At 37.0% G+C, this 14,808-nt stretch carries 11 protein-coding genes; 6 read left to right on the top strand and 5 right to left on the bottom strand.

What is annotated here, in order from left to right:
- Window positions 1-608 (bottom strand): Rieske 2Fe-2S domain-containing protein (locus D5R40_RS23905; RefSeq protein ID WP_134239625.1); only part of this gene is annotated, 608 nt, incomplete at its 3' end.
- 180 nt (window positions 609-788) lie between these two features.
- Between D5R40_RS23905 and hisZ the strand changes: the two genes are divergently transcribed.
- The 3 genes from hisZ (at window position 789) to D5R40_RS23890 (ending at window position 4,389) form a co-directional block, all read left to right on the top strand.
- Window positions 789-2,321 carry an ATP phosphoribosyltransferase regulatory subunit gene (gene hisZ, locus D5R40_RS23900; protein WP_124146803.1) on the top strand — a complete coding sequence of 511 codons (1,533 nt, stop codon included), beginning with the start codon at window positions 789-791 and terminating at the stop codon, window positions 2,319-2,321.
- A gap of 82 nt (window positions 2,322-2,403) precedes the next feature.
- Entirely contained in the window at window positions 2,404-3,420 is a 1,017-nt protein-coding gene (hisG, locus tag D5R40_RS23895; RefSeq protein WP_124146802.1) for an ATP phosphoribosyltransferase, read from the top strand.
- A 723-nt stretch (window positions 3,421-4,143) separates the two neighbouring features.
- Window positions 4,144-4,389 (top strand): ferredoxin family protein, encoded by a 246-nt coding sequence (locus D5R40_RS23890; RefSeq protein WP_124146801.1) that lies wholly within the window; start codon window positions 4,144-4,146, stop codon window positions 4,387-4,389.
- A gap of 119 nt (window positions 4,390-4,508) precedes the next feature.
- Here the strand turns inward: D5R40_RS23890 and D5R40_RS23885 are convergent, their stop codons facing one another.
- The 4 genes from D5R40_RS23885 to D5R40_RS23870 form a co-directional block, all read right to left on the bottom strand.
- Window positions 4,509-6,326 carry a ribonuclease J gene (locus D5R40_RS23885; RefSeq protein WP_124155313.1) on the bottom strand — a complete coding sequence of 606 codons (1,818 nt, stop codon included), beginning with the start codon at window positions 6,324-6,326 and terminating at the stop codon, window positions 4,509-4,511.
- 176 nt (window positions 6,327-6,502) lie between these two features.
- Window positions 6,503-6,703, bottom strand: a complete 201-nt coding sequence (locus D5R40_RS23880; protein WP_124155312.1) for a hypothetical protein — start codon at window positions 6,701-6,703, stop codon at window positions 6,503-6,505.
- A 231-nt stretch (window positions 6,704-6,934) separates the two neighbouring features.
- Window positions 6,935-7,819 carry a 4-hydroxy-tetrahydrodipicolinate synthase gene (dapA, locus tag D5R40_RS23875; protein WP_124155311.1) on the bottom strand — a complete coding sequence of 295 codons (885 nt, stop codon included), beginning with the start codon at window positions 7,817-7,819 and terminating at the stop codon, window positions 6,935-6,937.
- A gap of 411 nt (window positions 7,820-8,230) precedes the next feature.
- Window positions 8,231-9,286 carry an aspartate-semialdehyde dehydrogenase gene (locus tag D5R40_RS23870; RefSeq protein ID WP_124155310.1) on the bottom strand — a complete coding sequence of 352 codons (1,056 nt, stop codon included), beginning with the start codon at window positions 9,284-9,286 and terminating at the stop codon, window positions 8,231-8,233.
- 1,790 nt (window positions 9,287-11,076) lie between these two features.
- Between D5R40_RS23870 and tig the strand changes: the two genes are divergently transcribed.
- The 3 genes from tig to clpX all read left to right on the top strand — a co-directional run bounded on the left by tig (window position 11,077) and on the right by clpX (window position 14,719).
- Window positions 11,077-12,516, top strand: a complete 1,440-nt coding sequence (gene tig / locus D5R40_RS23865) for a trigger factor (protein WP_124145366.1) — start codon at window positions 11,077-11,079, stop codon at window positions 12,514-12,516.
- A 231-nt stretch (window positions 12,517-12,747) separates the two neighbouring features.
- Window positions 12,748-13,359 (top strand): ATP-dependent Clp endopeptidase proteolytic subunit ClpP, encoded by a 612-nt coding sequence (gene clpP, locus D5R40_RS23860; protein ID WP_511035182.1) that lies wholly within the window; start codon window positions 12,748-12,750, stop codon window positions 13,357-13,359.
- 13 nt (window positions 13,360-13,372) lie between these two features.
- The gene (gene clpX, locus D5R40_RS23855) at window positions 13,373-14,719 is read left to right on the top strand and encodes an ATP-dependent protease ATP-binding subunit ClpX (protein ID WP_124155309.1); all 1,347 of its coding nucleotides are present in this window, start codon (window positions 13,373-13,375) and stop codon (window positions 14,717-14,719) included.
- The last annotated feature ends 89 nt before the right edge of the window (window positions 14,720-14,808 follow it).

Raw genomic sequence — 14,808 nt, 5'->3', positions numbered from 1 at the left:
CCTGCTGCTAAAGAAGATAAATTATATTTCTGAGACATTCTATGAGTTAAAATTGGTCCGTCAATTTCTACCCCATGACTATGAGCGCTTTTAAAAGTACGGCTGTGCAAATTATATAAGTGAGAGACATCTACACTGTTATCCATATAATCTTGAAGGGTAGTGCGGACTTTCCACTGACGGACTAAACGTAGGGGAGTCCATTCGACCGAATTTAGTTCTGGTATTTGAGGTATTTCCCAGTCTGGCAGTTTTCCTTGATGGTGATGGTACATCATTATGAGACCATTAAGCTCAAGTACAGGCCAGCTCTGTATTTTTGCTTTGGGTTTGGGTTTATCTGGATAAGGAATAGCAGCACATTGTCCATTTGTATCCCAGAGCCAACCGTGGTAAGGACATCTCAGAGTTTGGCCTTGTATTCTACCTCCATGAGCAAGATGAGCGCCTAAGTGAGGACAGTGAGCATCAAAAATATGAGGTTTGCCATCTTCTGTACGAAATAGTACAAAGTCTTTTCCGAAGTAATGAAGTGGTATTACTCCTTTGGTAGATAAATCTTCACTTCTGGCAACACGAAACCAGCTATTAGGGAGGTTTGAATACATAATTATTTTTTTTGAATATAGACAAAAATCAGCTATCAGTGTATAAGGGTAGCGATCGCTTGCCAACTAGAAACATTAAAAAATATCAATTTTTCTTGACAAAAGAGAAATAAAATCATCTAGTAGAAGCTCTCTTGTCAAAATTGCGATGAGAAAACTACAATCTTTTATATTTTGTCTATGCAAACCACAAAAGTAGAACGAGTCAGAGGTGTCAGGGACATTCTGCCAAACACCTATCACATTGATAAACAAATTAAAAATGCACTCAGTGGTAGTTTTGAATCTTATGGCTACCGACCTATAGATGTACCACTAATAGAATATACTGAACTCTATCTGAAAAAATCTGGTGAGGACATAGTTTCTCGCCTCTACGACTTTATTTATCGTAACCGTCGCCTCTGTCTCAGGCCAGAATTTACGGCTTCAGTGGTCCGCGCTTATTTGGACAACTTCCAAGAAATACCCCTGCCAGTAAGACTTTATTATACAGGGCCAGTATTTCGCTATGAAAAGCCCCAGAAAGAGAGATATCGTCAATTTACCCAAATGGGAATAGAGTTAATTGGGGCAAAAGGGGCGATCGCTGATGCGGAAGTTATTTCTATGGCCTGTCAAGGTTTAGACCGTTTAGGTTTAACTGAATATCAAATGTTTATTGGTCATGTTGGAGTTATCAACAAATTCCTGGACCATCTTGAGTTAGATACTCGTCTTCGTAGTTTTCTACTTACTCAGATGGAAACTCTGAGAAAAGAAGGTAAACAAACAGTAGAAAATTTACTTTCTGAAATTTATCCAGCGTTTCAAAAAAATACTTCTGCTCAACAACAACCAGGTAAAAATATTACGACAAAAAAAATTACAGACCTCCTACAAAATTTAGAAGAAGAGGAGGCTAGGGTAGCTATTTTTGAGTTTCTCGAAAGTATGAATATCGAACTTTCAAGCACTCGCGAACCTGAAGAAATAGTTGACCGTTTGTTAGTGAAGATTAAACATCAAAACCAAACTAAACAGCTCAATAAAGCATTAGATTTTATGACAGAGTTGAGTAAACTAAAAGGTGAGCCGAATGCTATTTTAAAAGAAACAGAAAAACTACTTTTAGCTTACAATATTGATGATTATGGCTTAACACAATTACAAGATATTCTTAAAAGTTTAGATGCCTTTAATGTAGACAAAAATCGTATTAATATTGACCTCGGAATTAGTCGGGGTCTCCAATATTATACAGGTATGGTTTTTGAAATTTCTGACAGTAACTTAGGAGAAAGAAAATTATGTGGTGGTGGTAGATATGATGATTTAATTGTTAGTTTAGGAGGTCAACAAGAAACTCCTGCCACTGGTTTTTCTTATGTAATGGAAGAACTCAGAGAAGTATTAGCTGAAAAATCTCATTTGAATATTAATAATTATCAATTTGTCGAAATTTTGGTAGTTGGTATTAGTTCACATGATTATGTTTATACTGTCGAAATTGCGGAAAAATTAAGAAGGCTAGGTTTGCGGATAGAAACTGACATTATCGGGAGAAATATTGAAAATAATATTGAGTATGCAATTCAGCATAATATTCCATTTTTAATTATTTTAAATTCTGTAGAACAACAAGATAGTAAAGTGCTTTTGCAAAACCTGGAATCTGGGGAAAAGCAAAATTTGGAATTAAATGAAGTAGTAAAAAAAGTTAGAAATAGTTGAATTACTGAAAAATTAATACCCTATTTCCAGCCTCCTTATTGCAGAGGTACTGATAACTGATAACTGATAACTGATAACTAAAATGACCACCGAGCAAATTTTAAAAATAGCTTTACCCAGTAAAGGTGCATTAGAAAAAGGAGCCATGAACTTATTGTCAGCTTGTGGTTTAACTGTATCTAGACCCAGTGAAAGACAATATTTCGGCTCTATTCCTGCCTTGCCACAAGTAAAAGTATTATTTCAAAGAGCAGCAGATATCTTTACAAAAGTAGAAGAAGGAAGTGTTGACTTAGGAATTACAGGTTATGACGTAGTTTCTGAAGAAAGTCAATCCGATGATGATGTAATAGTTATTTGGGATAAATTAGGTTATGGTAAATGTGAAGTTGTTTTAGCCGTTCCTGAAAGTTGGGTAGATGTTTCTTCCATAGAAGATTTAGCAGAATTAACTCTATTATTTAAAGAGAAAGGTAAAAATCTAAGAATTGCTACAAAGTATAATAACCTGACTCGAAAATGGTTGTATGAAAAGTTAATTGTACATTTTTCCTTAGTAGCAGTCCAAGGTGCAATGGAAGCAGCACCAAGTATGGGATATGCTGATATGATTGCTGATGTAACTAGCACTGGCACAACTCTGAGAGAAAATCGTTTAAAGCGAATTGAAGGAGGCACACTTCTTAAGTCTCAAGCTTGTTTAATTGGTAATAAACGTTTGTTACAAGAAAGTGAAGCTAAGTTGGAAACAACTAAGGTCTTTTTAGAGTTAATTGAAGCTCAGATGGAGTCAAAAAAATATGTGTCGATAACTGCAAATGTGCATGGAAAGTCGGCAGATGAAATAGGTGATTTGTTAATGAATAAAAGTGGATTAAGTGGCATTACTGGTTTACAAGGACCGACTATTGCTAAAGTATATTCTGGGAAGAAAAATGATTGGTATGCTGCCACAATTGTAGTGAAACAAGAAATGTTGTTACCAGCAATTAATCATCTCAGAAAAGTAGGTGGTACAGATATTACAGTTTCTTCTCCTAATTATGTTTTTGGCTCCAAATCTCAAACTTATGAAGCATTTTTGAAAAAGTTAAATTAGGCTATTATATCATGTTCGGTTGAATACTTATAAATAAACGACGGAGGAGTCAGGAGTAAACCCACCCCTCGCCCCTCCCCCTCCCAGGAGGGGAAGTAAGGACTCAGGAGGGAAGAAAGAAGAATAAAGAGGAGGAAAAGGAGAAAGTTTTTTGTTTGCTGGCGCACAACTTTCCTTACGGAATGCTATCGCAAACGTTAACGTGTCAGTGGAATTGAGTTCTATTGCTAATTAGGGCTTGCTGATTAAATCTCAACGTCTTTACACATAAAGGTTTGAAGATTTTCAGATATGAAAAAGTTCTAGCTTTTAGGTAGTTCCGGTTCAAAAATGAGCATACTTTGGGTAAATTATGGCAGAAAAATTAAGGGACGATTCTTCCAACTACCTCTTCTATAATTCCCATTCCTCCTCGATTCTGGATTCTGGCTCCTGACTCCTACTCTTACCACTCATACTTTTTCAGCAAACCCTAATTATCCGGACATGATATTATTGGTGGAGAAAGTTGATATTTTCTAGAAAAAAATATCGACTTAACTCTCCTCTTATATCATGTTCGGTTGAATAGTTAATTATATAGTTGGGAGTGTGGAAGTAGGGGAGATTTAAGGCTTGAAGTAATTATAGAATTATCAAAATATACTATATAACTGGATTCTATATTACAACAGAGAAATATCCCTTAGAAATTTTTAGTTTTGACTTGATAAAATAATAAAAATGCCACATACAATTGTTACTGATATTTGCGAAGGTGTTGCTGACTGTGTTGGAGCTTGTCCTGTCGCTTGTATCCATGAAGGACCTGGTAAAAATACTAAGGGAACTGATTGGTATTGGATAGATTTTGATACCTGTATTGACTGCGGAATTTGCCTAAGTGTTTGTCCTGTAGAAGGGGCAATTTTGGCCGAAGAAAGACCAGAGTCACAGAAGACACCTAGTACATCTAGTACCAGTAGTTAATAAGGGAGGAGTCAGGAGTAACTAACTTTAGGGTGCGTTGCAACGCACCTTATACCAGATCCGGTTATCAAAAGTCCGTTTTTAAAATTACTCTCTAACCCTTCTGCCTTCTGAGTTCATTAAGATGCTACTTTTGCTGCAGTAGACCGACGTTTCCGTCTTCCCAGTGGTGTTTTGGGTATAGGCAGTTCTTTTTTCTGCTCTACTTTCTCTTCTACACTTCTATCTTGTATATCTTCTCCATCTGGAGTTTGCATTAAGAAAACTAGCAAGGGTTGACCTTGAAGCTCTCGTCTCAACATTCGCTGAACAGCACATTCAAGATCGTTTTTCAATCCAGACCAATCAACTTGAGTATTGTTTGACTTAGTATGCTCAGACCAGTTATTGATCAAACTTTTTTCTAATGTCTTGGTGATCAGTTCCCGCATTTGTGCTTTTTCCATAGCACTTACCACACCACGCAAATGTAATTGAGGTCTATCCATCAATTTACCATCCGAAGTCACCGCTAACGCTATAGTCACAACACCATCCTCTGCCAATTGTTGCCTTTCTTTCAGGATGTTGTCTTCAACCATACCAGAACGAGAAGAATCTACCAGTTCAATACCAGAAGGTACTTGAGCTGCAACACTGATAGAATCTTGAGTTAGTTCCACCACATCACCATTTTGCACCACTACCATATTTTCTGGAGGAACCCCCATACTTTGAGCAGTTTGACTGTGTTTAACTAACATCCGATGCTCGCCATGAAACGGTACAAAGAATTTAGGACGAGTAAGTGCCAACATTAATTTTTGGTCTTCCTGACAACCATGACCGGAAACATGGATACCCTTATCTTTACCATAGATCACATTTGCTCCTAACATCATTAGTTTGTCAATGGTGTTAACAACAGCGATCGTATTACCGGGAATAGGGTTAGCAGAGAATACAACTGTATCTCCTTTACGAATTTTTATTTGTCTATGTTCGCCCTTAGCAATACGAGTTAGTGCTGACATTGGTTCACCTTGAGAACCTGTAGTCAGAATCAATAGTTTCTCATCAGGTAAACTTCGGACACTATGCAGAGGTACAAACAAACTATCTTCACACTTAACATAACCAAGATTGCGAGCATGGGCAATCACATTCAGCATCGATCGCCCTACTATTGCCACCAACCTACCATGTTTTTTCGCTAACTCTAGAACTATTTGTAATCTATGTACGCTAGATGCAAAGGTTGTCACCATCAAACGTCCAGGGGCGTTGGCAAATACTCGGTCTAAATTTGGATAAACTGACCTTTCTGAAGGCGTGAAACCGGGTACTTCTGAATTTGTGGAATCACTTAATAAGCAGTGAACTCCTTTTTCTCCATACTCTGCTAACCTTTGAAAATCAAACTTTTCTCCATCTACAGGAGTATGGTCAATCTTGAAATCACCTGTATGGATAACTACTCCTACTGGTGTTGTGATGGCGACTGTAAAGCTATCCGCCATTGAGTGAGTATTACGAATATATTCAACACTGAAATATTTACCTAACCGGACAGTATCACGGGGACGAACAGTCCTCAATTCTGTGCGATTTTGGACTCCTGCTTCCTCTAGTTTTGGGTAGAGTAAAGCCATTGCCAATCTTGGTCCATAAATGACAGGAATTTCCATATTTTTCAAATGGAAAGGAATACCACCAATATGATCTTCGTGACCATGGGTGACAATCATACCTTTGATTTTATGGCGATTTTCAGTCAGATAAGTCACATCTGGTAAGACGATATTTACACCATGCATTCCATCGGTAGGAAAAGCTAATCCTGCATCAAGCAGAATAATTTCGTCATCGTATTCAAATACGCAGGTGTTTTTACCTATTTCATGCAGTCCACCTAGAGGAATAATTTTTAGGGCAGATGATGATTTCTTTCTTGTCATAATTATCCTATTTTTTTTGTTGTTGTTTACTTTGAAAAATAAAGAAGAAGGCATCCCCTCTACCCCTCTTTCAAAGGGCAGAGGCAGAAGGAAAATCTGGCGTTGTCTGAGCTTTAGACTTTTGATATGTCCTCACCTTTCCTTCGACTGCTATATACCAATTTGATAATTGTTTGCTATAAATAGCTAGGATATTTCTTAGGAGTCAGGAGACAGAATGAATAGCTTTGATACCATTTTTTAGGTTGTAATTCATCTTTTTCTCTTGGTGCGCGTTCCCTCTCTTGGTCAGCATTACCTCTCTTGGTTGGCGTTCCCTTGCGACTGGCGTCGTCGCGGGGTCTGACTGCTTGCGTCTTACGCCGATGTGGGGTCACACTGCTTAGTCAAAGGGACATATCCTGTAAATTATTTTTATTACCCTGAATTATTCTAAACATTCTTTTTTCAAATTGGCATTACTGATTTTTAGTACCCATTAGTTAAATGCACAAAAGCTAATCTCTTAAGAAGAGAGATTTTAGCAATTTAGTTAGGGGGTAACTAAATCATTATTCAGATTGATGATATTTAATTTTCTGAAAAACTTTATTACCTGTAAAATTGACTCACAATAAACCTAGTTGACCCATTTCTGCTGATAATTTTTCAGTTACTTCAGTGGTCGGGTCGCATAGTGGAGGGCGAGTAGAGCCTACTTTCCAGTTTAGCAGATTTAGTGCCGCTTTTACAGGAATTGGGTTAGTTGTTGCAAATAAAGCTTTGAATAAGCTAAATAGTTTGAGATGAATTTCTGTAGCAACTTGTACCTTACCTATTTCAAATGCTACTATCATCTCTTGTAGCTGTTTTCCTACTAAATGACTGGCTACACTAACAACACCACTACCACCAACAGCCAAGAGTGGTAAAGTTAGGGAATCATCCCCAGAATAAATCTTAAACTCTGGTGCAGTCAAGTGCCTAATCTGACTTACTTGATCTATGTCACCACTGGCTTCTTTAATTGCAACAATATTAGAAATTTCGGCCAATTTGGCTACAGTCTCAGGAATCAGATTTTGACCAGTACGCCCTGGTATATTGTAAACCATTATTGGAAATTCTGGGGTGGCTTGAGCGATCGCCTTAAAATGTTCATAAAGCCCTGATTGTGGTGGCTTATTGTAATAAGGTACCACCTGTAATGAACCATCTAATCCTAACTTAGCAGCTTTTTCGGTTGCTGCGATCGCTTCTCTTGTGGAGTTTGACCCCGTACCAGCTATTACTTTAGCTTTTCCTGCTACTGCTTTTTGAACTACTTGAAATAGTTTATATTCTTCCTCCCATGTTAAGCTTGGAGATTCTCCTGTTGTTCCACATATTACCAATGAATCTGTCCCATTTTCTGTTAACCATATAGATAGCTTTTCTACTTCTTCATAGTTAACGCTACCGTCTGAATTAAACGGCGTAATCATTGCAGTTATAACTTTACCGAAATCTATCACACTCTTTGCACTCCTTATGGGTTTTTCATAGCTTTGTTAGGTCTTATTCTTTTTTTTGGCCATCTTACTAGACCTAATTTTTTTCAGATTAACATCCCTTTGGTTTTACAGTCTCTCTGCAAATTTTTTTTTACAGTCTCTCTGATTTTTTTTATTTTTGTATGACTGAACTATTGTTAATTACCCATTTTATTACATTCTAGAAATAGGAACTAACCTTACCGAATAATTAATAATTAAATAATCAAATAATTCAACAATTCAGCTTTATTAGCCTCCCCTTTCAAGGGGATAAAAGAAATAATATTTCCTTACACTCAATCAAGAACGGTTTTAACCAGAAGTAATTATCCATTATCCATTATCTATTAATGAAGGATCTTTTTTTCTTTTGTTTTCTGCACCCTGAGTCTAAACTGTTGCTGCTTCTACCCTCAACCAATGTTTTTCTACCAATAACTCAGCTATTTGCACTGCATTCAAGGCAGCTCCTTTTCGGATCTGGTCTCCACTTAACCATAATTCTAATCCACAAGGATGAGAAATATCTTGACGAATTCTCCCCACTAATACATCATCTTTACCACTTGCTTCTATTGGCATTGGAAAATAATTTTTTTGCCAATTTTCTACCAGTGTTACTCCAGGCGCTTGACTTAATATTCTCCTAGCTTTATCCACACTAAATGGTTGAGCAAATTCTAAATTAATAGCTTCTGAATGAGCGCGTAATACTGGTACCCTAATACAAGTTGCTGTAATCCCGATCTCGTTAGTTCCTAATATTTTACTAGTCTCATTAACCATTTTTATTTCTTCTTGACAGTATCCCTGCTCATTCAGTGGGGAATTGTGTGGGAACAAATTAAATGCTAATGGATAGGGAAAAATATCTGTTCCAGGAGTTTCTCCTTCTAAAATTTCTTTGGCTTGAGTTTTCATTTCTTCCATTGCCCTTGCCCCTGCTCCACTTGCTGACTGGTAAGTGGCCACCACCAATCTTTTAATTGGCTGGACTTGATGCAAAGGCCATACTGCTACACACATTAATATTGTTGTGCAGTTAGGATTAGCTATTATACCTTGATGTAGAGCCGCAGCTTTTGGGTTAACTTCTGGAACTACAAGAGGCACTTCATGGTCCATGCGAAAGGCACTGGAGTTATCAATTACTATAGCACCAGCTTCTACTGCTTTCTTTGCCCATTCTTTTGATGTAGATGCACCTGCTGATGCTAGCACTAAATCTACATCTTTAAATGAATCATCTGTTACAGCTTCTACTTGTAAGTTTTGTCCTTTAAATTTTAGAGTGCTACCTGCGGAACGGGGTGATGCCAGTAGTTTTAATTCTGCTACTGGAAAGTTTCTAGTTTGCAGTAATTCTAACAACTCTGTTCCTACAGCCCCTGTTGCTCCTAATATTGCTACTTTGTAAAACTCTGACAAATTCTTGTCCTCCTTCATTTTTTCATCATTTTATTTTTTGATAATGTTTTTTATTAAGTTTAATAGTTTGAGCTAATTTTTTGATTTTCTGACTAAAATAGATTTTTTATTTTTATTAAATTTGATTCTCATCTAGATTATCTAATCTGCACTCCCTTACGACTTGGTTAATATAGATAATTTTCATAAACTAAGGATTAAAAATTAGCTTGATATTTCATATATAACAGATACTAAGCATTCAGCTTTTAGCAGTCAGCTATCAGCAAATAATGAAAATTCCTTATAAGTCTAAATCAGCGTAATTTGACAATAAGTTTTTTAATTTATCCAAATTTATAAATTGCTTTTACCTCCTCCTATCATCAATAGCTGATAGCTAATAGCTGACTGCTAAATGCTTACAACAGATATTCAATTAGATTATTCGATCGTAAATAGCAGAAAACCAAAAAATATTTAATAAAACCAATATTTTCATACTACTAAATTAATTCTATACCTACTGACTGACTATAGTCAAATCAAATCAAACTATTCTTAGATATTTCGGTTTAATTCTTTAGACATCTCCATAAAATAGGTAGTAGGGATAAATAATTGATAATTTATGTACAATAGTTGATTTGATTTTTTATGATCGGAGATGTCTTTTTGATAGAGTAGTTTTAAATGATTATATTACTTCGGCTATTTATATAAGTAAAAGTATTAACATATTAATTTTCAGACAAAATAGAGGAAAATCGAGAAAGATTTATATGAAATTTTTGGCCGAAATTTAATCAGTATTAATTATAATTGTAGTGTAACAACTTGAGAATCTTAAAATAAGAACCTAGTGCAGGATGCCGAAAATAACTGACCAGTTACAAAATCCTAAAACAATTACAAATCAATACTTTTAACCTTTAATATCATGTTCCCCCGGAGGGGGAGCTACGCTAACGGATAATTACTTATAATTACATTTTTGTTTGTAGTTGGGCTTGAGCCTCTGAAATACTTACTATTATTGCTAGAGCAAAACTACGAACCTAATTATAACTGTTCTACCGAACATGATATAATAACTTCCGCGTAGCGGCACTAGAGTCATGTCATCTTTAAGTAAACCTTTAATAATACCATAATATGGTAGCTTTTTAAAAGAAAAAATATCAACTTACTTTGCCAATAGCGAGAAAAAAATAAAGTTAAAAAAGTCCTAAAATTCAAGCATTGTTGGCGAAGGTAGAGAAATACTTATAGTAATAGTAAGCCAAAAAGTATAGTGCAAGAAAAAGTCAGAATCTTAAGATTCCTATAAATAAATAATTATATAGCTTATTGACACTCTCATGGTTAAATCCCTTGATCATAACGGGAGATTCTTGTCTCACAGATTCTCGGGCTAGATAACAAATCAAATAAACTGAATTGCACCCCCGCTACTACTATCTCAACAAGCTGTCTTGCTCCGTCTTTACCCTGAATTTACCTCAGCCCAGGCGGTGCGTTTTGATTCAACCGTGTACTCCACGGCTATTGATGCAATTATAACGCCAAAAATGCGCACGCGTATTGCTCAATCACTTTTCTGGTTGAAATTCACCTCATCGTTAAATTAAGAGCGATGATATAGCACTACAAGAATTAGTGAGGACATTTTTCAATGCTAAAACCCTTTTACAGTTTGCTATTTCCTGTTCCCTATTCCCCATTCCCGATTCAAGTAGGGATATAACAGGAGTCCTCTTTCAACATTTATGATAGAATCATAGCCTATAATCTTAAACTTAGTTCTAACTAACTTAAACAAAACGCCGATGAAAGTTACCCAGGAAAAACTTCCAGCTAGCCAAATAGGCCTGGAAATCGAGATTACACCAGAAATGTCCAAGAATGCCTACGAACAGGTGATTCAGAAATATATCCGTACCGCCAATATTCCTGGGTTCAGAAAAGGCAAGGTGCCTCGACAAATATTGATACAGAGGCTGGGTAGAAATTATGTTAAAGCTATGGCCTTAGATAACCTCATTAATGATTGCTTAGAAAAAGCAAGAGAACAAGAACAAATCAATGCAATAGGTCAATTTGACCTGGTTACAGAATTTGAAGAGTTAGTAAAAGATTTTGAACCAGGAAAAGAAATGGCCTTCTCTGCTAAAGTGGATGTAGAGCCAGAGGCTAAAGTTAATGATTATAAAGGATTGGTGGTCAAGGCTGAAGAAGCTAAATATGACCATGCTCAATTAGATGAATTTCTAGAAGAACGTCGCTCTGAAAAGGCCACACTAATTCCCGTAGAAGGAAGAGCTGCTCAGTTAGGAGATGTGGCAATAGTAGATTTTGAAGGTATAATCCCATCTGATACAGAGGGAGAAGAGCCGAAAGAAGTTCCAGGAGGCAAGGCTCAAGATTATCAAATGGAGTTGAAAGAAGGACAATTTATCCCTGGGTTCATTGATGGAATAGTAGGTATGAACCTAGAGGAAACAAAAGAAATTTCCGTTCAATTTCCTGAAGAATATGGTCAACCAGAGTTAGCAGGTAAACCAGCAGTATTTACAATTACTCTTAAAGAATTAAAAGAAAAAGAATTACCAGAGTTGGATGATGATTTTGCTCAAGAAATTAGTGAGTTTGAAACATTAGCCCAATTACAAGAGTTCATGGAGAAAAAATTTACCAAAGAAAAAGAGGAACAAACAAAACAGAATAAGGAAATTGCCATTGTAAATGAGCTGGTGAACCATCTGGAAGTAGAATTACCAGAAACTTTAATTAAAAATGAAGTTCAGCAGATGTTAGCCCAAAGTGCCATGGAGTTGAGCCAGTATGGAATAGATGTTAAAGAATTGTTCAGTAGCGATAAATTGCCAGAAATGCAAGAGCGATCGCGGCCAGAAGCAATTGAGCGATTAAAAAGAGATTGGGCTATTAAAACAGTGGCCAAGGAAGAGTCAATCGAGGTAAATGAAGAAGAGATTGTAGCAGAGTCAGCTAAAGTCATGGGACAACTCCAAGGAAAGGATGTCGATCCAGATAGATTAAGAGAAGTAGTGACAGAAGACTTACTGAAGGAAAAAACAATCAAATGGTTGGAAGAAAATGGCACAGTAGAGTTAGTACCTCAAGGAACTCTAACTAAAGATTCAGAAATAGATGAAGCTACAGAAACTCCTGTAGAAACTGAGTCAGAGTCAGAAACTATTGTAGAAGTTGAGGCGGAACCTGTAGCTACTGTGGAAAATCCTCAATAATGAACAAGATTAACTAAACTCAAATTAATGAATGGTTGGGTAATCCCAACTACCAATATTAGTAAAGCTAAGTCATAATAATATTCAGCTTGGATTGATACGAATCAAAAATGAGCAAGTCAAAACAAAATTTGTTTATATATAAACTGATGGACTATGGTTATATCTCAATATTCTGATGATTTAGTTAATATCTATAATAAGTTACAAGTTTACTCCGGTCCTAGTAACATTGTTCCTATGGTAGTTGAACAATCAGGGATGGGAGAAAGAGCTTTTGACCTCTACTCACGGCTCCTTAGAGAAAGAATAATTTTTTTGGGGACCCCAGTAGACGATAATGTAGCTAATACCATTACTGCTCAGATGCTATTCCTGGATGCTGAAGACCCAGAAAAAGATATTCAACTCTATATCAACTCCCCTGGAGGGTCTGTTACTGCTGGAATGGCTATATACGACACCATGCAGCAGGTACGGCCTGATGTAGTAACAATTTGTTATGGTTTAGCTGCAAGTATGGGAGCTTTTCTTCTTTCTGGTGGGACAAAAGGTAAAAGAATGTCCCTTCCTAGTTCTAGAATAATGATTCACCAGCCTCTAGGTGGGGCTCAAGGTCAAGCAGTAGATATTGAGATCCAGGCTAAAGAAATCTTATATCATAAACGTAAGCTGAATGAACTTTTATCAGCTCATACAGGTCAACCTCTAGAAAAAATAGAAGTTGATACAGACCGCGACTTCTTTATGTCCGCAGAAGAGGCCAAAAATTATGGCTTGGTCGATCAAGTGATTACTAAACAGAATCTTCCTGTACCAGGAGAGTCTGTTCCCGCAATGTAATTAAGAGGAAGTTATGTCTAAATACGACTCCCATCTAAAATGTTCATTTTGTGGCAAGTCTCAGGAACAGGTCCGTAAGTTAATAGCAGGTCCTGGAGTTTATATTTGTGATGAATGTGTAGAGTTGTGCAATGAGATTTTAGATGAGGAGCTTTTTGACTCTAACACAACAGGGCCACAATCTCCAACGCCAAGACCAACAACCCCTACTCAAAAGCGAAGTAGTACTGCCAAAAGAGTGTCAGTTGCCCAACTTCCTAAACCTAGAGAAATTAAGAATTATCTGGATACTCATGTTATTGGTCAGGAGGAAGGTAAGAAGGTTTTGTCAGTGGCAGTTTATAACCACTATAAACGTCTGACCTTTGTAGAAGCCAAAAAAAGTGGCAAGTCTTCTCCAGATGAGGTGGAATTACAAAAATCTAATATTTTATTGATTGGGCCGACTGGTTGTGGTAAGACATTGTTGGCTCAAACTTTGGCAGAATTATTGGATGTACCATTTGCTGTGGCAGATGCGACAACATTAACAGAAGCTGGATATGTTGGGGAAGATGTGGAGAATATTTTGCTGCGACTTCTGCAAGTGGCAGATTTAGAGGTAGAGGAAGCACAACGGGGTATTATATATATAGATGAGATAGATAAGATAGCTCGCAAGAGTGAGAACCCTTCCATAACAAGAGATGTGTCTGGAGAGGGGGTACAGCAGGCTTTATTAAAAATGTTGGAGGGGACTGTTGCCAATGTCCCCCCTCAAGGTGGTCGGAAACATCCCTATCAAGATTGTATTCAGATTGACACGAGTAATATTTTATTTATATGTGGTGGGGCTTTTGTTGGTTTAGATAAAATAGTAGAACAGAGAAACGGCAAAAAGTCAATGGGTTTTGTTCAGGAAGTAGGAGAAAATCAGTCCAAGGATAAAAAAGTTGTAGATTTAATGAAGCAAATGGAACCGAATGATTTGGTGAAGTTTGGTTTAATTCCAGAGTTAATTGGGCGAATACCAATGGTGGCGGTAGTTGAACCTCTGGATGAGGAGACTCTGATGGCAATTTTGACAAAACCTCAGAATGCTTTGGTGAAGCAATATCAAAAGTTGTTGCAGATGGATAATGTACAGTTGGAGTTTGAGGAAGAGGCAATTCGAGCGATCGCGAAGGAAGCATTTAGGAGAAAGACCGGAGCACGAGCGTTGCGGGGTATTGTGGAGGAGTTGATGTTGGATGTGATGTATGAATTACCTTCGCGCAAGGATGTGACTCGGTGTACTATTACTAAGGAAATGGTAGAGAAGCGATCGACTGCAGAGTTATTAGTGCATCCATCATCGTTGCCAAAACCTGAGTCTGCTTAACTAGCGATCGGCATTTCAGGCGTTGTCAGATTAAAAGATGAATTATAGGGACAGGGTGGGAACAGGGACCTCTTTAAACTTAAGGTAAT

This window comes from Okeania hirsuta, from assembly GCF_003838195.1.
Classification (GTDB): Bacteria; Cyanobacteriota; Cyanobacteriia; order Cyanobacteriales; family Microcoleaceae; genus Okeania; species Okeania hirsuta.
The sequence above is the reverse complement of the archived record's forward strand: the minus strand, read 5'-3'. Positions and strand labels throughout refer to the sequence as shown.

Coding starts and splice junctions, on each gene's coding strand:
- clpX (WP_124155309.1), top strand. CDS start 13,373: ATGTCTAAATACGACTCCCATCTAAAATGTTCATTTTGTGGCAAGTCT.
- D5R40_RS23890 (WP_124146801.1), top strand. CDS start 4,144: ATGCCACATACAATTGTTACTGATATTTGCGAAGGTGTTGCTGACTGT.
- tig (WP_124145366.1), top strand. CDS start 11,077: ATGAAAGTTACCCAGGAAAAACTTCCAGCTAGCCAAATAGGCCTGGAA.
- D5R40_RS23885 (WP_124155313.1), bottom strand. CDS start 6,326: ATGACAAGAAAGAAATCATCATCTGCCCTAAAAATTATTCCTCTAGGT.
- hisG (WP_124146802.1), top strand. CDS start 2,404: ATGACCACCGAGCAAATTTTAAAAATAGCTTTACCCAGTAAAGGTGCA.
- D5R40_RS23870 (WP_124155310.1), bottom strand. CDS start 9,286: ATGAAGGAGGACAAGAATTTGTCAGAGTTTTACAAAGTAGCAATATTA.
- hisZ (WP_124146803.1), top strand. CDS start 789: ATGCAAACCACAAAAGTAGAACGAGTCAGAGGTGTCAGGGACATTCTG.